Genomic DNA, 18749 nt, shown 5'->3' on the forward strand with positions numbered 1-18749 from the left:
CGAAACACCAACAATTCCGAGGTGGCGATGCCTTCCAAGAACAATAACATTTCGTCCTCCACAAGCGGCATGGCGGTCAGCCGTCGCCAGCTTCTCGGCTCCGCTGCGGGCGGCGCTGCTGCACTTGGCGCAACGACGCTTCCGAGCTGGGCGCAAACCACCTCTCCCGAAAAGACGGTCGACGTTCTCCTCGTCGGCGGCGGCATCATGAGCGCCACGCTCGGCGTTCTCATCTCGCAGCTCGAGCCGACCTGGACGATCGAAATGATCGAGCGCCTCGACAAGGTCGCGATGGAAAGCTCCAACGGCTGGAACAACGCCGGCACCGGCCACTCGGCGCTCGCCGAACTCAATTATTCGCCGATGGACAGCAACGGCAATGTCCAGATCAACCGCGCAATCGAAATCAACGAAGCGTTCCAGGTCACCCGTCAGTTCCTCGCCCACCAGGTGGATGTCGGCGTTCTGAAGGATCCGCGCTCGTTCATCAACTCGACGCCGCACATGAGCTTTGTCTGGGGCGAAGACAACACCGCGTTCCTGGCCAAGCGCTTCGAAGCGCTGAAGGCGAGCCCGCTCTTCTCCGGCATGGAATTCTCCAACGATCACGCCAAGATCGCCGAATGGGTTCCGCTGATGATGGAAGGCCGTGACGCGAACCAGAAGCTCGCCGTCACCTGGAGCCCGCTCGGCACCGACGTCGAGTGGGGCGAAATCACCCGCCAGTACGTGGCGCACCTGAAGGCCCAGCAGACGTTCACCCTGCGCACCTCGTCGGAAGTCGACGACATGCAGAAGAACGACGACGGCACCTGGACGGTCAGCTATTCCAACCGTGACACCGGCGCATCCGAAACGGTCCGGGCGAAATTCGTCTTTATCGGTGCCGGCGGCGGCGCATTGCCGCTTCTGCAGATGTCCGGCATTCCGGAAGGCGACGACTATGCCGGCTTCCCGGTCGGTGGCTCGTTCCTCGTCTGCGACAAGCCTGAGATCGTCGAACGCCACCTTGCCAAGGCCTATGGCCAGGCCGAGACCGGCGCTCCGCCGATGTCGGTGCCGCATCTCGACACGCGCGTGCTCGAAGGCAAGCGCCACATCCTGTTCGGCCCCTTCGCCACCTTCTCGACGAAGTACCTCAAGGAAGGCTCGCTGTTCGATCTGCCGGCTTCGGTCACGCTCGACAACATCTGGCCGATGGTCAAGGTCGGCACCGACGAGTTCGCGCTCGTCCAGTATCTCGCCGGCCAGCTGATCATGTCCGACGAAGACCGCTTCGAAGCGCTCAAGGTCTACTTCCCCAATGCCAAGGCCGAGGACTGGCGCCTGTGGCAGGCCGGCCAGCGCGTGCAGATCATCAAGCGCGATCCCGTCAAGGGCGGCGTGCTGAAGCTCGGCACCGAGATCGTCGCAGCCAAGGACGGCTCGATCGCAGCCCTTCTCGGCGCTTCGCCTGGCGCCTCGACCGCAGCCCCGATCATGCTCGACGTTCTGAAGAAGGTGTTCGCCGAAAAGCTGAAGACACCGGAATGGCAGGAACGCGTCCACACGATCGTTCCGAGCTACGGCCAGAAGCTGAACGAGAACCCGGACATGCTTGCCAAGGCATGGGCCGCCACGGAAGCCCGTCTGCAGCTGGCCATCGCCTCCCCGGCGGTCAACGCAGCAGCCGCCGCCAGCGCAACGGTAACTCCCGCTGGCGACGTCAAGAAAGTCCCGGACATCGCTTTGTAATCGCGGCGGCCTGGACGGAATGAATGGAGCCGGGTGTCCGCAAGGACGCCCGGCTTTTTTGTGGTGCAATTCGGGCTGACAGCCACGGAAACGTTTCCTCTTTTCCACGGACAGTCACCGAACTAGGGTGTTCTGGATAGTTCAACCCGAGGATCCCCCATGGCCGATCTTTCCGCTTATCCGATCACCACCCGCTGGCCCGCCCAAAACCCTCAAGTCCTTCAGCTCTATTCGACGCCCACGCCGAATGGCGTGAAGGTTTCGATCATGCTGGAGGAGACGGGCCTGGCTTACGAGCCGCATTTCATCAATATCGGCGCGAACGAGACCTGGGAGCCGGAGTACCTGTCGCTCAACCCGAACGGCAAGATCCCGGCAATCCTCGATCCGGATGGTCCCGGCGGCAAACCTCTGGCGCTGTTCGAATCGGGTGCGATCCTGATCTATCTTGCCGAAAAGACGGGACAGTTTCTGCCCGCCGACCCGGCCGGCCGTTACGAGGCGATCCAGTGGGTGATGTTCCAGATGGGCGGGCTCGGTCCGATGTTCGGCCAGCTCGGCTTCTTCCACAAATTCGCCGGCAAGGATTTCGAAGACAAGCGCCCGCGTGACCGATACGCCAAGGAGAGCGCCCGGCTGATCCGCGTGCTGGAAACCCGGCTCGCCGGGCGCGACTGGGTGATGGGCGACGAATACACGATCGCCGACATTTCCATGCTCGGATGGGTTCGCAACCTTATCGGCTTTTACGGTGCCGGCGACCTCGTCGGCTATGACGAGCTCGTCCATGTGCCGAAATGGCTGGAACGCGGCCTAGCCCGTCCCGCCGTGCAGCGCGGACTGGACATCCCGAAACGCCCCGCCTGACATTGCCAGCATGATCCGCTATCTCCTCGGGATCACCTGAGGAGATCACCATGCCGATCCCGAAACTGCCGATCGATGGGTCCTGCCGCTGCGGCGAAATCCGCTTCCGGATCAGTGCAGCGCCGCTGGTCACGATGGCCTGCCACTGCAAGGGGTGCCGGAAGATGAGCGCCAGCGCCTTCTCCTGCTCGGCCGCCATTCCTGCCGATGGTTTCGAGGTCACAGCGGGAAAGCCTGTCATCGGCGGCATGCATGGCGACGACGTCAATCACTACCACTGCCCGAGCTGCAAGAGCTGGCTCTATACGAAGGCGACAGGGATGGACGGGTTCGTCAACATCCGGCCGACGATGCTTGACGATGCCAGCTGGTTTGCGCCCTTCATCGAAACCTTCACCTCCACGAAATTCCCCTGGGCAAACACGGGCGCCACCCACAGTTTTGCGGAATTTCCACCGATGGACGCTTACGAAGGGCTCGTCAGGGACTACCGGGCGCAGGCCGGGAGCGACGACCGATAACCCCATCGTGAGTGCATCGTGTTTCCGTTGGTGGCGTTGATTAACGCCCTGCTAACCACGACCGACTTGAATGCCGCAGCCGGCCCTAGCTGGCTGCAGCAACGATGGCGGGTTGATGAAAACAAACGGAAAAATCGGAACGCGCGCCAGAAGAGCCTTGCCCGCTCTCCTGGTCCTGATCGCCATCCTGGCACCGGTCGAAACAGGGGGCAGCGTGCCGCAGGCGCAAGCCGCGTTCAACGACGGCTGGAAGAAAGGCCGCTCGACCGGGTTTCCGATCCCCCGCTTTGTGTCGCTGAAATCACGAACGGCGCATATGCGGGTCGGGCCCTCGCTGGATCACCCGACATCCTATGTCTATTCCGCCCGCGGCCTGCCGCTTGAGATCATCGAGGAATACGGAAACTGGCGGCGCGTGCGCGACCAGCAGGGCGCGAGCGGCTGGATGTTTGCAGCGCTTCTCTCCGGCAACCGCACCGCCGTGGTCGGCCCCTGGATCAAGGAGACGGTGCCGTTGCGCATCGCGCCCGCATCCGACGGGCGGCCGGTGGCGCAGCTGCAAGCGGAGGTGAAACTCGATATCGTCAGGTGCGACGGCCGCTGGTGCCGCGCGCAATTGCAGAACCGGCGGCTTGCCGGCTTCGTCAGACAGGCGGACCTGTGGGGCGTCTATCCCGGCGAAACGATCGAGTAAGGCCTCAGCGCACCACGAAACAGGTCATCGACTTCGCCTGCAGCGAGGCGCAGGCGCTGGCGGCAACCTCACGGCTGGCAAATCCGACAAACCGTGCGCGAAAATACTCGCGGGCGCCGTCCTTGTAACCCTCGACGCTTGGTGCCGCAGGGCCGAACCCGCCTGCGAGAACCGGCAGCGCCCGCTCCAGCATCGCGGTGGCTGCCCTGCGGCTGCCGGCGGCGGCAACCTGGATGCTCCAGCCTGCGGCGTTCGACGCGGCATCCACCTGCGACGCAGCGCTCGACGCATCGGCGACCCGCGCGGAAGGCAAGGGAACCGGCGGTTCGATACCGGTGCGCGACTGGGTTCTGCCGCCGGCACTGGCAGCGACAGTCCTCTGGCTCGACGATGCCATGCCGGGAGAAATCTGACGGCGCGGCTGTTCGGCGTAGGAGAGGACCTGGCCCGCCGCCGGAGCTCCCGCCTGGCCCCCAGGCTGGACGCCGGGACGCTTTTGCGGCTCCGCCGTCGCCACAAGCGCACCGCCTGCCGGCCGCATCGGGTTGGTATACTGATCGAGCAGCGCCGCCATCTGGTCATCGCGCTTGCGGGCGGACTTGCCGCCCATCACCACGCCGATATAGCGCTTGCCGTTGACGACAACGGCGCTTGCCAGATTGTAGCCGGAGGCGTTGACGAAACCGGTCTTGATCCCGTCCATGCCGGGATAGCGGTACATGAGATTGTTGTGGCCGCGGATGGTCCGGCCGCGGAACACGAACGACCGCATCGAAAACAGCTGGTACTCGCTCGGATAGTCGCGGATCAGCGACAAAGCCAGGATCGCCATGTCGCGGGCGGTGGTGATCTGGGCCGGATCCGGCAGGCCCGACGCATTGCGGAACACGGTCTTCGACATGCCGAGCGCCCGCGCTTTTGCCGTCATCATCGTCGCGAACCGTTCTTCCGAACCGCCAAGGCGATCGCCGAGCGCCGCCGCCGAGTCGTTGGCGGATCGGATGCCGGTGGCAAGCACAGCCTCGCGCACGGACAGCGTCTCGCCGGGCTTCAGCCCCAGCTTGAACGGGATCTTCGACGCCGCGTTCGGCGTCATGACGATCTGCTCGTCCCAGGTCATCCGGCCGCTCTTGATCGCCTCGAAGGTGAGATAAAGCGTCATCATCTTGGTAAGCGACGCGGGGTGGTTGAGCACGTCGCCATTTTCGGACGCAAGAATCTTGCCCGCGCTCACATCATAGATGAAATGCGCGTAACCTGCCTGCGCATCGGTCCGGCCGGCAGCGACCGCCAAGCATGACACCAGAAAAAACGACAGAACACGCAGCAGCCGAACCATTCTTCACCTTCTCGAATTTGCGGTGCGACCATAGGCGAGCGATACCGGCATGAAAATGGCACCGCCGAATTTTACCCGGTATGATGTGTCTTTTTATGGGACACCGGTCGGACGGCGACCGCGGCCTGCGCTGATCCAATCGGACCGGATCGTCGTGCCAAGATGATAAATAAGCAAACCGTCCGAAAGATACTGCTTAAACTGCGGGCAGACGACAGCGTGAGAAATAAATCCTGACCGATTGTCGATGAATACATCGATCTGCTAAGAACAGTTCCACAAACCGGGGGCGGTTGACGGGATTGGGGCAGCCATTGCAGACCTACAGAAAAAACAACGACGTCGACAGGCCGGCAAGCATAGTCTTGTTTGCCGCAACGCTCTTGAATACGGCCCTTGCTTTCTCCAACAGCCTTCTGTTTCCGGTCAATTCAACTATCGCGTCCGTCGCTCAATTAGCCATTACTGCAGCAGCAATTGCTGTTGCTGTCCTGCGGCGGCCGCAGCTTCCGTTGAGCTTCTGGATCGCCTGCGCCTGCCTTGGTGTTTTTGCACTCTTGGCGTCGATCTGGAACGAGCTCAATTCCAAACATTACTACGACCTGATGGTCATCCCGATCTTCATCATCTTCGGAAGTGTCATCAGGCAATTTCCGTTCAAAGCCTTCAAGCTGATCATCGCTGCGGTCGGTGTCATCTGCTTTCTGGATGCGTTCCTGGTCGGCCTCTATACCACGCTGTTCAATCCCCTCTCGTTCTTCCGCAACACCCGCGTCTGGGTCTCAGACCAGCTCGCCAGCGGCTCGGACGAGATGGGGCTTTATCTCGGCGCCAACCGCGGCGGCGGAAGTTTCTTCGGCTTCCTGACCGATCACCGGATCGGTGGACCGTTTCTGGAACCTCTGTCGCTCGGATATTTCGCAGTCGTCGCCTGCATGTTCTTCGCCGTCTGGTTCCGGCACTACCCCTGGCAACGCGCGGGCGCATTTGCCGCCTGCCTGGTCCTGGCACTGCTGGCCGACTCGCGTGTGCCGTCCGCCATGATCATCCTCTTTTTCGGTCTGTCATGTCTCCAGTCGCATATCAGAATGGCATGGTCGGCTTGGGGTCCGGCCATCGTGCTGGTCGCGGCATTTTTCTTCTACATGATGAGTGATGGCCGGCTTGCCGAGTCCGAAACCCCTCGACGCATCGCCATCACATTCGATGTCGTCACCAGTACCAACATCTTCGAGTTGTTCTCGGGCGCCTTGAACGTGAGCCGGTTCGGCGACAGCGGCATCCTCTATCTCGTCTACGCTGCCACACTGCCAGGCATGTTGCTCTGCCTCTACCTTTTCTCAGGCGTCCTGAGTTCGACCCGCCTGACGCCGCCGATCCTGCCACTGATGGCATCGATCTACATCACCACGACGGCGCTGTTCGGCGGCGCGTTTCTCTCGATCAAGACGTCCGCACTTTTGGGAATCATGCTCGGAGCCGCATCGGTCGGCGCACTCCGGTCCAAATCGAGAGCACGACTGATGAGGAACCAGCAGACTCCATTCAGCCAATCTCGCTACGCCGTCGAGCCTCACGTGACGAGTTCAACTGAATCTGGCTCACGCCGCGTCCTGCCGCCCGTTATACTCTAAAAATCCAATACAACTTAGTTCGACTAGATTTTAAACGCTAAGAAAACCGAATCCTTACGTACTGTATTTGACATTCCTAGGATTTAGACATTCGCTGCAGACGCATTTCTGCGGAACATTTGTGCGGGGGCACATGAAAAGCACTCATATTCTTTATCTGGATGGTTGGCGCGGATTGGCGATCGTCGCTGTTTTGGTCGGCCATTTTGCTCACGTGCCAGGCATCAACCTGGGCCCATTTGGTGTCGAGCTCTTCTTTGTTTTGAGTGGTCGCTTGATGGCTGAGATCCTGATCCTGAAGAGGGTGAAACTCGACACCTTCTTTTTCCGAAGATTTTCGCGGATTTTCCCCGCGCTATTATTTCTGGCGTCGACACTCTTTATGGTGTCTTCGGTCGCAATACTCTCCGGCTACAATTACGATGCGTTTGTCGAGCCCATCGACTACGTCGCGTCCATCATACTTATCTACAACTATGCATACGTCGCGGGTTACGCACGCTCGGCGCTTGATCATATCTGGTCACTGAGCGTCGAGGAACACTGCTATATATTTCTTGCGGTAACGACATGGATGCTCCGGCGGCGTCAGAACCTGGTTCTCGTCACAGTGGGGCTGGTGGGGATGACTGCGATGATATCGGGCATCATCCAGCAGCTCGCGTTCAATATTGGAGAACACCAGATGTACTGGCGGACCGATGTCAGATCAGCATCCATCTTCCTGTCATTCGCACTTTTCCTACTTCTCGCTAATCGATCAAGCCAGTCATCTGACTTCGCAAAGCTCATTAGCCCAGCGGCGTTCGTGATGGCCCTCGCCTGCAATTTGGATATTTTCCCGATCTGGGTGAAGTACAGTATAGGAACGTTGCTGCTTGCCGTATCGCTCAACTCTCTTGCAGCGACGTTCGAGACTATCAAGGGTTGGCTTTCCTCCAAGATCCTGACGACGTTTGGAATGCTATCTTACTCGATCTATCTGTGGCAGCAGCCGTTTTACTCCGTCGAAAGCAAGATTGGAGGGGTAGCTGGAATGACAGGCGCGATCGTGTGCGGCGTCCTAAGCTACTTGTTCATAGAGGGTCCATCCCGCCGCTATCTGAACCAATGGTGGGACAGGCGGATGACGCGCAGCGAGATGCGCACGGCACCTGTCTGAGCTGCCGGTTGCGCGTCGTGTCGGACCGAGCGAAGAAAGCAAACGGGGCCGTGATCGCTCAACTGAGGCCGCAATCCCCCCTCACCCCTTCGTCAACGTCCGCCTCACCGCGTCCTTCCAGCCCTTGATCTTGGCAACCCGTGTCTTCGGGTCCATCTCTGGCTCAAACCGGCGTTCTCGCGCCCAGCTTTTGGCAAAAGCCTTGCGGTCGGGCCAGACGCCGGCTTTGGAGCCGGCAAGCCAGGCGGCGCCGAGTGCGGTGGTTTCGAGGATCTTTGGGCGGTCGACCGGTGCGTCGAGGAGGTCGGAGAGGCGCTGCATCGTCCAGTCGGAGGCAACCATGCCGCCATCGACCCTCAGCACCGTGTCGCCGCTGCGGGTCTTCCAGTCGCGGCACATGGCATCCAGGAGGTCGCGGGTCTGGTAGCAGACGGCTTCGAGTGCGGCGCGGGCAATTTCCGCCGGTCCTGTCGCGCGCGTCAGGCCGAACATGGCGCCGCGCGCCTCCGCATCCCAATGCGGCGCGCCCATGCCGGTAAAGGCGGGCACCAGATAGACGTCCTGCTGCGGATCCGCCTTTGCGGCGAGATCTCCCGATTTTGACGCCTTGTCGATGACGCCGATTCCGTCGCGCAGCCATTGCACGGCAGCGCCCGCGATAAAGATCGAGCCTTCCAGCGCATAGGTCGTCTCGCCGTCCAGCCGGTAGGCGATGGTGGTGAGCAGCCGGTTTTTCGAAGGCACCATGTCGCGTCCCGTGTTGAGAACGGCGAAACAACCGGTGCCATAGGTGGATTTCATCATGCCCGGTTCGAAACAGGCCTGACCGATCGTTGCCGCCTGCTGATCGCCGGCAACGCCCAGGATCGGGATCTCGGCGCCGAACAGGGATTTTTCCGTCACGCCGAAATCGTCGGCGCAGTCCTTCACCTCGGGCAGCATGGCAGCCGGGATCTTGAGGATATCAAGCAGCGACTGGTCCCAGGCATTGTCGGCGATATTGTAGATCAACGTGCGCGAGGCATTGGTGGCGTCGGTGACGAAACTTTTTCCCCCCGTCAGCCGCCAGATCAGAAACGTATCGATCGTGCCGAAGCAGAGTTCGCCCTTTGCGGCGCGCGCCCTCGCCCCCTTCACATTGGACAGCAGCCAGGAAAGCTTGGTGCCGGAGAAATACGGGTCGAGCAGCAGGCCGGTGCGCTTCGAGAAGGTCTTTTCGAGACCCTCGCGTTTGAGCTTTTCGCAATAGGATGCGGTGCGGCGATCCTGCCAGACGATGGCGTTGTGGATCGGCTTGCCGGTCTCGCGGTCCCACACGACGACGGTCTCGCGCTGGTTGGTGATGCCGATTGCGGCGATCTGCGATGCCTCAAGGCCTGCGGCCTTCAGCGCCTGTTTGACGGTCAGGAGAACGCTCTCCCAGATCGCTTCCGGATCGTGCTCCACCCAGCCCGATTTCGGAAAGATCTGCGGAAACTCGGTCTGGCCGACACCGGCGATCTGCATTGTTTCGTCAAACACGATTGACCGTGTCGACGTGGTTCCCTGATCGATCGCCAGGATGTAACCCGCCATGCTGCCCTCCCTCACCATTTGCGCGTTGATCACGGTTTGAGCAGATGCCGCCGTCGCCGTCAAACCGCAACTCCCCGCCATGGAGGCTGGAATCGAGCGGGTGCCGCACCGTTATCCACAGGATCAGCGGCGAAACTGCTAAATTTCGCATTTGCCTTTTTGAGCGAGCGCCCTCTTTTGGACGCACCCATAGCTTTATGCGGTCTTTGGACCCCGCAGGGGGACTTGTATCTTCAAAAGGAGCCGGGATGAATCCGACCCCCCCGATGGCGCTGCAGCCTTTCAGGAAATCACTGACGGCCAAGATCTTCATGATCTGCTTTTTGTCCATCCACGTGCCCTTGATCGCCGTGATCGCCTATCTCGCGATCGGTTTCGAAACCCAGCCGCTCACGCTTCTTCTGTTGCTGCTCGGCGCCACGCTGATCGGCACCGTGGCCTGCCTTTCGGGCCTTTGGCTGCTGCTGCGGCCGCTCCGCAGCCTGACGCGCGCGGTCAAAACGTATCGCGACGAAGGCCAGCCGGTGCGGATGTTTTCCAAAGCCGATGATGAGATCGGCGTGCTCGCGACGGCTGTGACCTCGATGGTCGCCGAAGTCGAAACGCTGATGCAGAAGCTGCGCCACCAGGCGATGACCGACCCTTTGACCGGGCTTGGCAACCGCCGCTGGCTGAGCGAACGCGTTGCGCAGGAACTGGCACGCGCCGAGCGCCAGGCGGAACCGATCTCGGTCATCCTGTTCGATCTCGACAAGTTCAAAACCATCAACGACAGTCACGGACACGATGTCGGCGACCAGGTTCTGGTGGCAGCCGGCGAAATTGCCACCAATTATGTCCGCCCCTACGATCTCGCGGCGCGGATCGGCGGCGAGGAATTCTGCATCGTCTTGCCGAAGACAACCGAGACGGAGGCCGCCGATATCGCCGAGCGGTTGCGCGCAGCACTCGCAAAGACCACCGTCACGCCGCTCGCGCAAGGACGTCTCACCGCAAGCTTCGGAGTCTACCAGGGGGAGGCCGGCGAGAGCTTCGCACAGATGCTGCGGGTGGCCGATACGCTGCTCTACGACGCCAAGCAAGGCGGGCGCAACCGCGTGCGTCAGGCCGCCAGAAACACGGCCGGCAACCCGGCGCGATCCCCGTCTCATGCGCAGGCGACCCATGCCGCAACCGGTGCGGGCAAGCCGGCAAACTGAAGCTTGCTGCAAGGGCAAGGCTGGCGCCTGGCCCTTGCTCGCTCCCCTTCTTTCGGCACTCCTTGGCAATTGCCAGGGCGCAAGGTTTAAGCGTACCTTTCCGGTCGAGGCACCGCTCAAGCGCGGGCGCTTTGGCCTAGGGAGGGTTTTATAAAAATGGCAAGAACCGTCGTCGTCACCGGCTCAACGTCCGGCATCGGTCTCGGCATCGCAAAGGGTTTTGCAGCCGCGGGCGATACGGTCGTGATCAACGGCTTTGGAGAAAAGGACGCAATCGAGGCCGCCTGCCGGATGCTCGACGAGGCGGGTGCCGCAACCGTCCTCTACCACCCGGCCGACATGACCAGGCCCGGCGAGATCGAGGATCTGATCCAGAGCACGGCGAAGACATTCGGAACGGTCGACGTCCTCGTCAACAATGCCGGCATCCAGCATGTGGCAAAGATCGAGGATTTTCCGCCGGAAAAATGGGACCAGCTGATCGCCATCCTCCTGTCGTCCGCCTTCCACACGATGCGCCACACGATCCCGCTGATGAAAGCGCAGGGCAAGGGCCGCATCATCAACGTCGCCTCCGCCCACGGCCTCGTCGCCTCGCCGTTCAAATCCGCCTATGTGGCCGCCAAGCACGGCATCATGGGCCTCACCAAAAGCGTCGCGCTCGAGGTTGCGCAATCCGGCATCACCGTCAATGCCATCTGCCCCGGCTTCGTGCTGACGCCTCTGGTCGAAAAACAGATCCCCGCCCAGGCCCGCGAAAAGGGCATCAGCGAAGCGCAGGTGCGAGACGAAGTGCTGCTGCGGCTACAGGCCACGAAGGAATTCGTCGCGGTCGAGGACGTGGCCGCCGCGGCGCTGTACCTCGCGAGCGATGCGGCACGAAGCATCACGGGGACGCATCTCTCGATCGATGGCGGCTGGACGGCGCAGTGAGGGTTGGGCGTGAAAGACGATGGGGAAGGTCTCGCCCGTAGCGCATTCCTGGCACCCCCGTTTCCCTCATCCCTGTGCTTGTCACAGGGATCCAGTCACGCGAAGTCTTTCGCGTGAAAGACTCTTCCGCGTCGCGGACGCGACGCTGCTGGATTCCTGTGACAAGCACAGGAATGAGGAGAGGTTGGGTGGTTGCCGCGGCGGAGACGTCCGGGTGGATGCCGCGCCGGAGACGTTGGGTGGTCGCCGCGACGGAGACGTTGGGCGGGGGTCGCGGCGAGACGTTGGGCGATCGCTGCGACGAAGACGTCGGACAACTGCTTCGCCGGAAACGCCCACTTCCGCGTCCCAGCCAAAAATATCTCCATCGACGGCGACCGCACTGCGCAGTAGACTTGCGCGAAGCAAGCGATGTGGGTGACGGCGCCCACCCCCGCTACCCTCATTTCTGTGCTTGTCACAGGAATCCAGTCACGCGAAGTCTTTCGCGTGGGAAAAGCCCTCCAGCGTCGCGGACGCGACGCTGCTGGATTCCTGTGACGAGCACAGGAATGAGGAGAGTTGCGCGGGTGTCGCGGCGGAGACGTCGGGCGTCGCGTCGCGGCAGAGACTTTGAGCGGATGCCTCGGCATCCGCGCCAATGAAATTGACAGCAGAAGCCGGGAACGGCGGACGAAGGAGACAGATGAGTTCAGCGATCCGCTTCATTCTCAACACGGAAGAGTTGAGCCTTGGAGATTTCGGCCCCACGGAAACGCTTCTCGATTATCTACGCCTGAAGCGGCGGCTGACGGGGACGAAGGAAGGGTGTGCCGAGGGCGATTGTGGTGCCTGCACGGTGCTGGTGGGGAGGCTGAGCGAACGCGGCCTGATCTATGAAAGCGTCAATGCCTGTATCCGCCTGCTCGGATCGCTGCACGGAACCCATATCGTCACGGTCGAACATCTGGCCGCAAAGGATGGCAAGCTGCATCCGGTGCAGCAGGCGATGGTCGATTGTCACGGCTCGCAATGCGGCTTCTGCACGCCGGGCTTCGTGATGTCGCTTTATGGGCTCTGGCTTTCCAACGAACAGCCGTCGCGCCAGGACATCGAAAGCGCCTTGCAGGGCAATCTCTGTCGCTGCACCGGTTACGAGCCGATCGTGAAGGCGGCCGAACAGGTGGCGGAAAGCCGCCCGAGCGCGCTCTTCGATCCGCTGGAACGCGACCGCACCGAAATCATGGGCAAGCTTTTCTCCATGCAGTCGGCGACCGACACGATCGTCGTGGAGAAAGACGGCGCCCGCTCCATCGTTCCGGCCTCGGTCGAGGCCTTTGCCCAAGTCTTTTCCGAAAACCCTGATGCAACCGTCGTGGCCGGTGCCACCGACGTCGGACTGTGGGTGACGAAGCAGCTTCGGTTGCTCGATCCTGTCATCTTCATCAACCACCTCAGCGAACTCAAGGCGATTACCATCGAGGATGGAGGCGTCTCCATCGGCGCCGGCGTCAGTTATGCGGATGCGCAAGGCGTGATGGATGCGGTGGTTCCCGCTTTCGGCCGGCTGATCGACCGGATCGGCGGCAGCCAGGTGCGCAACATGGGCACGATCGGCGGCAATATCGCCAACGGATCGCCGATTGGCGACACACCGCCGCCCCTGATCGCACTGGGTGCCGAACTGACGCTGCGTTCCCATTCCGGTCGCCGCACGATGCCGCTCGAGAATTACTTCATTGCCTATGGCAAGCAGGATCGGCTGCCGGGCGAGTTCGTCGAGAAGGTCTCCGTGCCGCGCCCGGCAGAAGACAGCCATTTCGCCGTCTACAAGATTTCCAAGCGCCGCGACGAGGATATTTCGGCGCTCTGCGGCGCGTTTTACCTGATGCTCGACGCCGAAGGGCTGGTCGAGGAGATCCGCATCGCCTTCGGCGGCATGGCGGCGATCCCGAAACGGGCGACCCATGTGGAGGATATGCTGACCGGACAGCCCTGGAGCTGGGGCGTGGTCTCCGCCGTCCGCGACGCGTTCGACGCGGATTTCCAGCCGCTGACGGACTGGCGCGCGACCGCTGAATACCGAAGCCTGACGGCCAAGAACCTGCTGACGCGGTTCTTCCTTGAGACCGCGGGAGCACCGAGCGAGCTGCACCGGTTCGAGCTGGAGGAAGCATAAATGGACAATACAAGCTTTCCGATGAAGCCCGTGATCGACGGCCCGATGCATGTGTCGCTGAAGCATGATTCGGCGCACAAGCATGTGACCGGACAGGCCGAATATATCGACGACATCCCAGAACCCGCAGGCACGCTGCATGGCGGGCTGGGCCTTGCCGATCGCGCCCATGCCCAGATCGTCTCGATCGACCTCGACGCTGTCAAAGCGGCCCCCGGCGTCGTCTGGGTGATGACGGCAGACGATATTCCGGGCGCCAACGACGTCGGCTCGACCGGACGCCATGACGAGCCGCTGCTGGCGACCGATCTCGTGCAGTTCCACGGCCAGCCGATCTTTGCGGTGTTTGCGGAAACGCGCGGCCAGGCCCGCCGGGCAGCACGTCTGGCAAAGATCGAGTATAGCGACCTTCCCCACTGGAGCGACATCGCAGGGGCCCGTGACAACGGCGCGCCGTTCGTGACCGAGCCGATGACGCTGAAACGCGGCGAGCCGGAGGCCGAGATCGGCAAGCCGCCGCTTCGGGTTCAGGCCTCGATGGAGATCGGCGGCCAGGAGCATTTCTACCTCGAAAGCCACATCGCCTTCGCCATTCCGGGCGAGGACGACGACGTGATCGTCTGGTCCTCCACCCAGCATCCGAGCGAGGTGCAACATATGGTGGCGCATGTGCTGGGCGTGCCGAACCACGCAATCGAAGTCCGCACGCGGCGCATGGGCGGCGGTTTCGGCGGCAAGGAGACCCAGGGCAACCAGTTCGCGGCCCTTGCGGCCGTCGCGGCAAAGAAGCTCAACCAGGCGGTCAAATTCCGGCCGGACCGCGATGAAGACATGTCGATGACCGGGAAGCGCCACGATTTCCGCGTCGATTACGATATCGCCTTCGACGAAGAGGGTCGCATCCATGCGGTCGATGCGACCTATGCGGCGCGCTGCGGCTTTTCCGCCGATCTCTCTGGTCCCGTCACCGACCGGGCGCTGTTTCATGCGGATTCGAGCTATTTCTACCCGCATGTGCACCTGACGTCGCAGCCGTTGAAGACCCACACGGTGTCCAACACCGCCTTTCGTGGGTTCGGCGGGCCGCAGGGCATGCTCGGCGCCGAGCGGATGATCGAGGAAATCGCCTATGCGGTCGGCAAAGACCCGCTCGAGGTGCGCAAACTCAACTTCTACGGAAAGCCCGGCTCCGGCCGCACCACGACGCCCTATCATCAGGAGGTCGAGGACTGCGTCATCGCCCGCATCGTCGACGAACTAGAACAGTCGAGCGACTATCAGGCGCGGCGGCAGGCGATCCTCGAATTCAATGCGCAAAGCCCCGTCATCCGCAAAGGCATCGCGCTGACGCCGGTCAAGTTCGGCATCTCGTTCACGCTCACCGCCTACAATCAGGCGGGCGCGCTGGTGCATGTCTATAACGACGGTTCGATCCACCTGAACCACGGCGGCACCGAGATGGGCCAAGGTCTCTATACCAAGGTGGCGCAGGTCGTGGCCGACGCCTTCCAGGTGGATATCGACCGGGTGAAGATCACGGCGACCACCACCGGCAAGGTGCCGAACACATCCGCGACGGCTGCCTCTTCCGGCTCCGATCTCAACGGCATGGCCGCCTACGATGCCTGCCGGCAGATCAAGGAGCGGCTGGTGGATTTCGCCTGCCGGCAATGGAAGGTGGACAAGTCGGAAGTCGAATTCCTGCCCAACCGCATCCGCATCGGCGGCGACACCGTGCCCTTCGATACATTCGTGAAGGCCGCCTATTACGACCGTGTGCAGCTTTCCGCCGCAGGTTTCTACAAGACACCGAAGATCCATTGGGACCGGGCAGCCGGAAAAGGCCATCCGTTCTACTATTTCGCCTATGGCGCCTGCGTGTCGGAAGTCTCGATCGACACGCTGACCGGCGAATACATGATGGATCGCACCGACATTCTCCATGATGTCGGCAAATCGCTCAATCCGGCGATCGATATCGGCCAGATCGAAGGCGCCTTCGTGCAGGGCATGGGGTGGCTGACTACCGAAGAACTGTGGTGGGACGCCAAGGGGCGCCTCAGAACGCACGCGCCCTCCACCTACAAGATCCCGCTCGCCTCCGACCGGCCGAAGATTTTCAACGTGCAGCTGGCGGAATGGTCTGAAAATGCTGAACCGACCGTCGGCCGCTCGAAAGCCGTGGGCGAACCGCCCTTCATGCTGGCGATCTCGGTTCTCGAAGCGATCTCGATGGCGGTGGCAAGCGTTGCCGATTACGCCGCCTGCCCGAGGCTCGATGCGCCCGCAACGCCGGAAAGGGTGCTGATGGCGGTCGAGCGGATGAAGGCTTTGGGGTAAAGCGCGATGCTGCAGCCGCATGAGCCCCAACCATGACCCTGCCGCTTGCCGCGTTTCTCGCCGCCAACCCCGCATCGGTCCTCGTCGAGATCACTGAGGCGAAGGGCTCGACGCCGCGTGAGCGAGGTGCGTTCATGCTGGTCAGCAGCACTGCGATCTGGGGCACGATCGGCGGCGGCCAGTTCGAATATATGGCGATCGACAATGCCCGCTCTATCCTTGCAGGCTCAGGGGCGGTGGTGATGGATATTCCGCTGGGACCCGAGATCGGCCAGTGCTGCGGCGGGCGAACGAAACTCGTGTTTACCGTCGTGACGTCTGGCGTCGCCGTAGATCTGCAAACCCGTATCCGCTTCGAAGAGGACACGCGCCCCGAAATCTACCTGTTCGGCTGCGGCCATGTGGGTCTGGCGCTGGCACGCGCCCTCGTGCCCCTGCCCTTTGCCGTCACGGTCATCGAGACACGCGCCGAGGCGCTGGAGGGACTGCCGCTAGAAGTGTCCGCAAGGCTGATTGCCATGCCGGAAGCGCATGTGGCGGAGATTGCGCCGGGTGGCGCGGCTGTCATCCTCACCCACGACCATGCGCTGGACTTCCTCATCGCCGAACGGGCGCTTTTGCGGGGAGACCTCGCCTATGTCGGCATGATCGGCTCTGCCACCAAGCGAGCGACATTTTCGAACTGGCTGCAGCGGCAGACGGAGGATCGTGACGCGAGTGCGGCAATGATGGCCCGGCTGACGCTACCGGTCGGCAATGTCTTGGCTGACGGCAGCGTCAAGGACAAGCGCCCGGCGGTGATCGCAGCGCTGGTCGCCGCCGAACTGTTGCACCGCGTCCCGGCCCGGCATCCGGTCGAAAGTGTCTCGGCGCGTTCTTCGGTCTGACACGCGGCTCACGGAAAGCGCTGGTAGCGATCCACCTCGGCCCACGCCTCGGAACGGAAGCGACGCTTGACGGTGCTGGGCGAGATCCTCTCGTCGAGCAGACCGAAGGCCCGCAGTTCGTCCTCGCTGACATTCTCCACGTCGCACCGCTGGCGGGAGCCCGAGATCATCGATGTCAAAAAAACCACGCTTGTTTTCAGGCGCAGAAATGCAGCGCGCAAACCACTGAACATGGCCGCTTCTCCCTTGTTGAGTCATCATTGATTTGATGTTTGTGCTTGGAAGATGCGCGCAAAAATGCTCCGTTTCCAATGGAACATCCGTCTGAATGGATGAAGAGGGCTTATCCATGAAAATGTCGACGAACTTTCCGCTGAACGCCCTTCGCGTCTTCGAAGCGGCAGCGCGGCACCTAAGTTTCACCAGGGCCGGCGAAGAGCTGGGCATGACGCAGACGGCCGTGAGCTATCAGATCAAGCTTCTCGAGGAGACGCTCGGCGACCAGCTGTTCCTGCGCCGGCCGCGACAGGTGTTGCTGACGACCGCTGGCGAACGGCTGGCACCAAAAATATCGGAAGCGTTCGGCATCATGGACGAGGCTGTGGCGGGAACGAAGGAACTGTTCGAGAGCACGCTGGTCATCCATACGACCGCGACATTCGCATACCGGTGGCTCGCCCCTCATCTCGGCACATTCCAGATGCAGAATCCCGACATCGCGGTGCGGCTCGAAACCTCGCAGACCGTGGTGGACTTCACTCGGACCGAAGCCGACGTGGCGATCCGCAGCGGCACCGGCCACTGGCCGGGACTGACCTCGCATTTCCTGATGAAGAGCGATTTTACGCCGATGCTGAGCCCGGTGCTGGCCGAAACGATCGGCGGCGTTCGCGAGCCGGCCGACATCCTGAAGCTGCGGATCATCGACGCGGGCGATGTCTGGTGGCGGCTGTGGCTTGCCGCGGCCGGTATTCCCGATGCGGATCTCGGGGGACGACCGAACAGCCGTTTCGGGGCACAGGCTTTCGAGGCGGCGGCCGCGATCGCCGGCCAGGGCGTGGCGATCCTGAAGCCCGAGTTCTACGCCGACGACGTCGCGCTCGGACGACTGATCCAGCCGTTCGAACTCAGGGCCTCGGACGGCAACGACTATTGGTTCGCCTATCAGGAGACGCGGCGGCATTCGAAGAAGATCCGCGCCTTCCGTGATTTCATGCGCCTCATGATGCCGAGTTTCCGAGACTGATCATGCTGGTCGTTCAAAAGCCCATGTCGGGTGCGTAGAAACAACGCAACGTGTCTTCCGTCGGATAGAGACAGATGTGATATTCGGAATCGGTGCTGCGACGGGCCTCGCTTTGCGGCAGCTGGAAATCATGGGTGCGGGTGACCAGACGGTGGTCACCGGGCTTCACGATGATTTCGTAACCGCCGCTTGTGATCCTGACATTCCTGGTCGGGATCCTCTGGCAGTCGCCGGTATGATTGTTACCGTTGCAGCAGTAGGACTCGTATTTGAAGCCGCTCACGGCCTCGTGCGCCCGCCCCTGTGGGATGGGAATGCCGAACGTGGATACACCGGATACAAACGCAATCACCGCGCCCGTTGGAAGGCACCGCCTGCTCGGCGTCATGTCGCTACGCATAAGCCTGTTCTCCGTTGATGAATGTCATCTCCGGCGACGTGCTCAACGCAATACCCGGCA

17 protein-coding genes are annotated in these 18749 nt (G+C 61.8%); 12 read left to right on the forward strand and 5 right to left on the reverse strand.

Translation table 11 applies throughout. The annotated features are described in order from the left end of the window. The first annotated feature begins 69 nt into the window (after positions 1-69). From mqo to ACQY1P_RS16655, 4 genes are all read left to right on the forward strand, one after another. Positions 70-1734: a malate dehydrogenase (quinone) gene (gene mqo, locus ACQY1P_RS16640; protein WP_430256722.1), complete on the forward strand. Its 1665-nt coding sequence runs from the start codon at positions 70-72 to the stop codon at positions 1732-1734. Between the two features lie 159 nt (positions 1735-1893). Further along, positions 1894-2601, forward strand: a complete 708-nt coding sequence (locus tag ACQY1P_RS16645) for a glutathione S-transferase N-terminal domain-containing protein (RefSeq protein WP_174196380.1) — start codon at positions 1894-1896, stop codon at positions 2599-2601. Between the two features lie 50 nt (positions 2602-2651). Next, a complete protein-coding gene (locus tag ACQY1P_RS16650) occupies positions 2652-3122 on the forward strand; it encodes a GFA family protein (protein ID WP_430254469.1) in 471 nt (156 codons plus the stop codon). Between the two features lie 157 nt (positions 3123-3279). Then, on the forward strand, positions 3280-3816 hold the full coding sequence (locus ACQY1P_RS16655; RefSeq protein WP_062455533.1) for an SH3 domain-containing protein: 537 nt from the start codon (positions 3280-3282) through the stop codon (positions 3814-3816). Positions 3817-3820: 4 nt separating this feature from the next. On the opposite strand, the gene ACQY1P_RS16660 is transcribed toward ACQY1P_RS16655, so the two are convergent. After that, positions 3821-5155: a D-alanyl-D-alanine carboxypeptidase gene (locus ACQY1P_RS16660; protein ID WP_430254472.1), complete on the reverse strand. Its 1335-nt coding sequence runs from the start codon at positions 5153-5155 to the stop codon at positions 3821-3823. Positions 5156-5667: 512 nt separating this feature from the next. Here ACQY1P_RS16660 and ACQY1P_RS16665 point away from each other — a divergent pair. Then, on the forward strand, positions 5668-6789 hold the full coding sequence (locus ACQY1P_RS16665) for a hypothetical protein (protein WP_430254474.1): 1122 nt from the start codon (positions 5668-5670) through the stop codon (positions 6787-6789). Between the two features lie 133 nt (positions 6790-6922). Continuing rightward, a complete protein-coding gene (locus ACQY1P_RS16670; RefSeq protein WP_430254475.1) occupies positions 6923-7951 on the forward strand; it encodes an acyltransferase family protein in 1029 nt (342 codons plus the stop codon). 81 nt (positions 7952-8032) lie between these two features. Here the strand turns inward: ACQY1P_RS16670 and glpK are convergent, their stop codons facing one another. Next, positions 8033-9526, reverse strand: coding sequence for a glycerol kinase GlpK (glpK, locus tag ACQY1P_RS16675; protein ID WP_430254477.1), 1494 nt, complete (start codon positions 9524-9526; stop codon positions 8033-8035). Between the two features lie 248 nt (positions 9527-9774). Here glpK and ACQY1P_RS16680 point away from each other — a divergent pair, with 248 nt between their 5' ends. Continuing rightward, a complete protein-coding gene (locus ACQY1P_RS16680) occupies positions 9775-10725 on the forward strand; it encodes a GGDEF domain-containing protein (protein ID WP_082472015.1) in 951 nt (316 codons plus the stop codon). A gap of 156 nt (positions 10726-10881) precedes the next feature. Continuing rightward, positions 10882-11658, forward strand: coding sequence for a 3-hydroxybutyrate dehydrogenase (locus ACQY1P_RS16685; protein ID WP_430254479.1), 777 nt, complete (start codon positions 10882-10884; stop codon positions 11656-11658). 471 nt (positions 11659-12129) lie between these two features. On the opposite strand, the gene ACQY1P_RS16690 is transcribed toward ACQY1P_RS16685, so the two are convergent. Next, on the reverse strand, positions 12130-12366 hold the full coding sequence (locus ACQY1P_RS16690; RefSeq protein ID WP_430254481.1) for a hypothetical protein: 237 nt from the start codon (positions 12364-12366) through the stop codon (positions 12130-12132). Between ACQY1P_RS16690 and xdhA the strand changes: the two genes are divergently transcribed. The 3 genes from xdhA to xdhC are packed head-to-tail and all read left to right on the forward strand — an operon-like array spanning position 12344 to position 17043. Beyond that, a complete protein-coding gene (gene xdhA, locus ACQY1P_RS16695) occupies positions 12344-13816 on the forward strand; it encodes a xanthine dehydrogenase small subunit (RefSeq protein WP_430254483.1) in 1473 nt (490 codons plus the stop codon). The genes ACQY1P_RS16690 and xdhA overlap by 23 nt on opposite strands. Next, complete coding sequence (gene xdhB, locus ACQY1P_RS16700) at positions 13817-16156, forward strand: xanthine dehydrogenase molybdopterin binding subunit (RefSeq protein WP_430254484.1); 2340 nt, start codon at positions 13817-13819, stop codon at positions 16154-16156. A 32-nt stretch (positions 16157-16188) separates the two neighbouring features. Continuing rightward, entirely contained in the window at positions 16189-17043 is an 855-nt protein-coding gene (xdhC, locus tag ACQY1P_RS16705; protein WP_062455513.1) for a xanthine dehydrogenase accessory protein XdhC, read from the forward strand. Between the two features lie 8 nt (positions 17044-17051). On the opposite strand, the gene ACQY1P_RS16710 is transcribed toward xdhC, so the two are convergent. Beyond that, entirely contained in the window at positions 17052-17231 is a 180-nt protein-coding gene (locus tag ACQY1P_RS16710; protein WP_156461906.1) for a hypothetical protein, read from the reverse strand. Positions 17232-17392: 161 nt separating this feature from the next. Here ACQY1P_RS16710 and ACQY1P_RS16715 point away from each other — a divergent pair, with 161 nt between their 5' ends. Then, the gene (locus ACQY1P_RS16715; RefSeq protein WP_430254486.1) at positions 17393-18289 is read left to right on the forward strand and encodes a LysR substrate-binding domain-containing protein; all 897 of its coding nucleotides are present in this window, start codon (positions 17393-17395) and stop codon (positions 18287-18289) included. A gap of 13 nt (positions 18290-18302) precedes the next feature. On the opposite strand, the gene ACQY1P_RS16720 is transcribed toward ACQY1P_RS16715, so the two are convergent. Further along, the gene (locus tag ACQY1P_RS16720) at positions 18303-18689 is read right to left on the reverse strand and encodes a hypothetical protein (RefSeq protein ID WP_244476132.1); all 387 of its coding nucleotides are present in this window, start codon (positions 18687-18689) and stop codon (positions 18303-18305) included. Positions 18690-18749: the final 60 nt, after the last annotated feature.

The organism is Neorhizobium sp. DAR64872/K0K18, assembly GCF_050500175.1.
Lineage (GTDB): Bacteria > Pseudomonadota > Alphaproteobacteria > Rhizobiales > Rhizobiaceae > Neorhizobium > Neorhizobium soli.

Coding starts and splice junctions, on each gene's coding strand:
- mqo (WP_430256722.1), top strand. CDS start 70: ATGGCGGTCAGCCGTCGCCAGCTTCTCGGCTCCGCTGCGGGCGGCGCT.
- ACQY1P_RS16645 (WP_174196380.1), top strand. CDS start 1,894: ATGGCCGATCTTTCCGCTTATCCGATCACCACCCGCTGGCCCGCCCAA.
- ACQY1P_RS16650 (WP_430254469.1), top strand. CDS start 2,652: ATGCCGATCCCGAAACTGCCGATCGATGGGTCCTGCCGCTGCGGCGAA.
- ACQY1P_RS16660 (WP_430254472.1), bottom strand. CDS start 5,155: ATGGTTCGGCTGCTGCGTGTTCTGTCGTTTTTTCTGGTGTCATGCTTG.
- ACQY1P_RS16670 (WP_430254475.1), top strand. CDS start 6,923: ATGAAAAGCACTCATATTCTTTATCTGGATGGTTGGCGCGGATTGGCG.
- glpK (WP_430254477.1), bottom strand. CDS start 9,526: ATGGCGGGTTACATCCTGGCGATCGATCAGGGAACCACGTCGACACGG.
- ACQY1P_RS16680 (WP_082472015.1), top strand. CDS start 9,775: ATGAATCCGACCCCCCCGATGGCGCTGCAGCCTTTCAGGAAATCACTG.
- ACQY1P_RS16685 (WP_430254479.1), top strand. CDS start 10,882: ATGGCAAGAACCGTCGTCGTCACCGGCTCAACGTCCGGCATCGGTCTC.
- xdhA (WP_430254483.1), top strand. CDS start 12,344: ATGAGTTCAGCGATCCGCTTCATTCTCAACACGGAAGAGTTGAGCCTT.
- ACQY1P_RS16690 (WP_430254481.1), bottom strand. CDS start 12,366: ATGAAGCGGATCGCTGAACTCATCTGTCTCCTTCGTCCGCCGTTCCCG.
- xdhB (WP_430254484.1), top strand. CDS start 13,817: ATGGACAATACAAGCTTTCCGATGAAGCCCGTGATCGACGGCCCGATG.
- xdhC (WP_062455513.1), top strand. CDS start 16,189: ATGACCCTGCCGCTTGCCGCGTTTCTCGCCGCCAACCCCGCATCGGTC.
- ACQY1P_RS16715 (WP_430254486.1), top strand. CDS start 17,393: ATGAAAATGTCGACGAACTTTCCGCTGAACGCCCTTCGCGTCTTCGAA.
- ACQY1P_RS16720 (WP_244476132.1), bottom strand. CDS start 18,689: ATGCGTAGCGACATGACGCCGAGCAGGCGGTGCCTTCCAACGGGCGCG.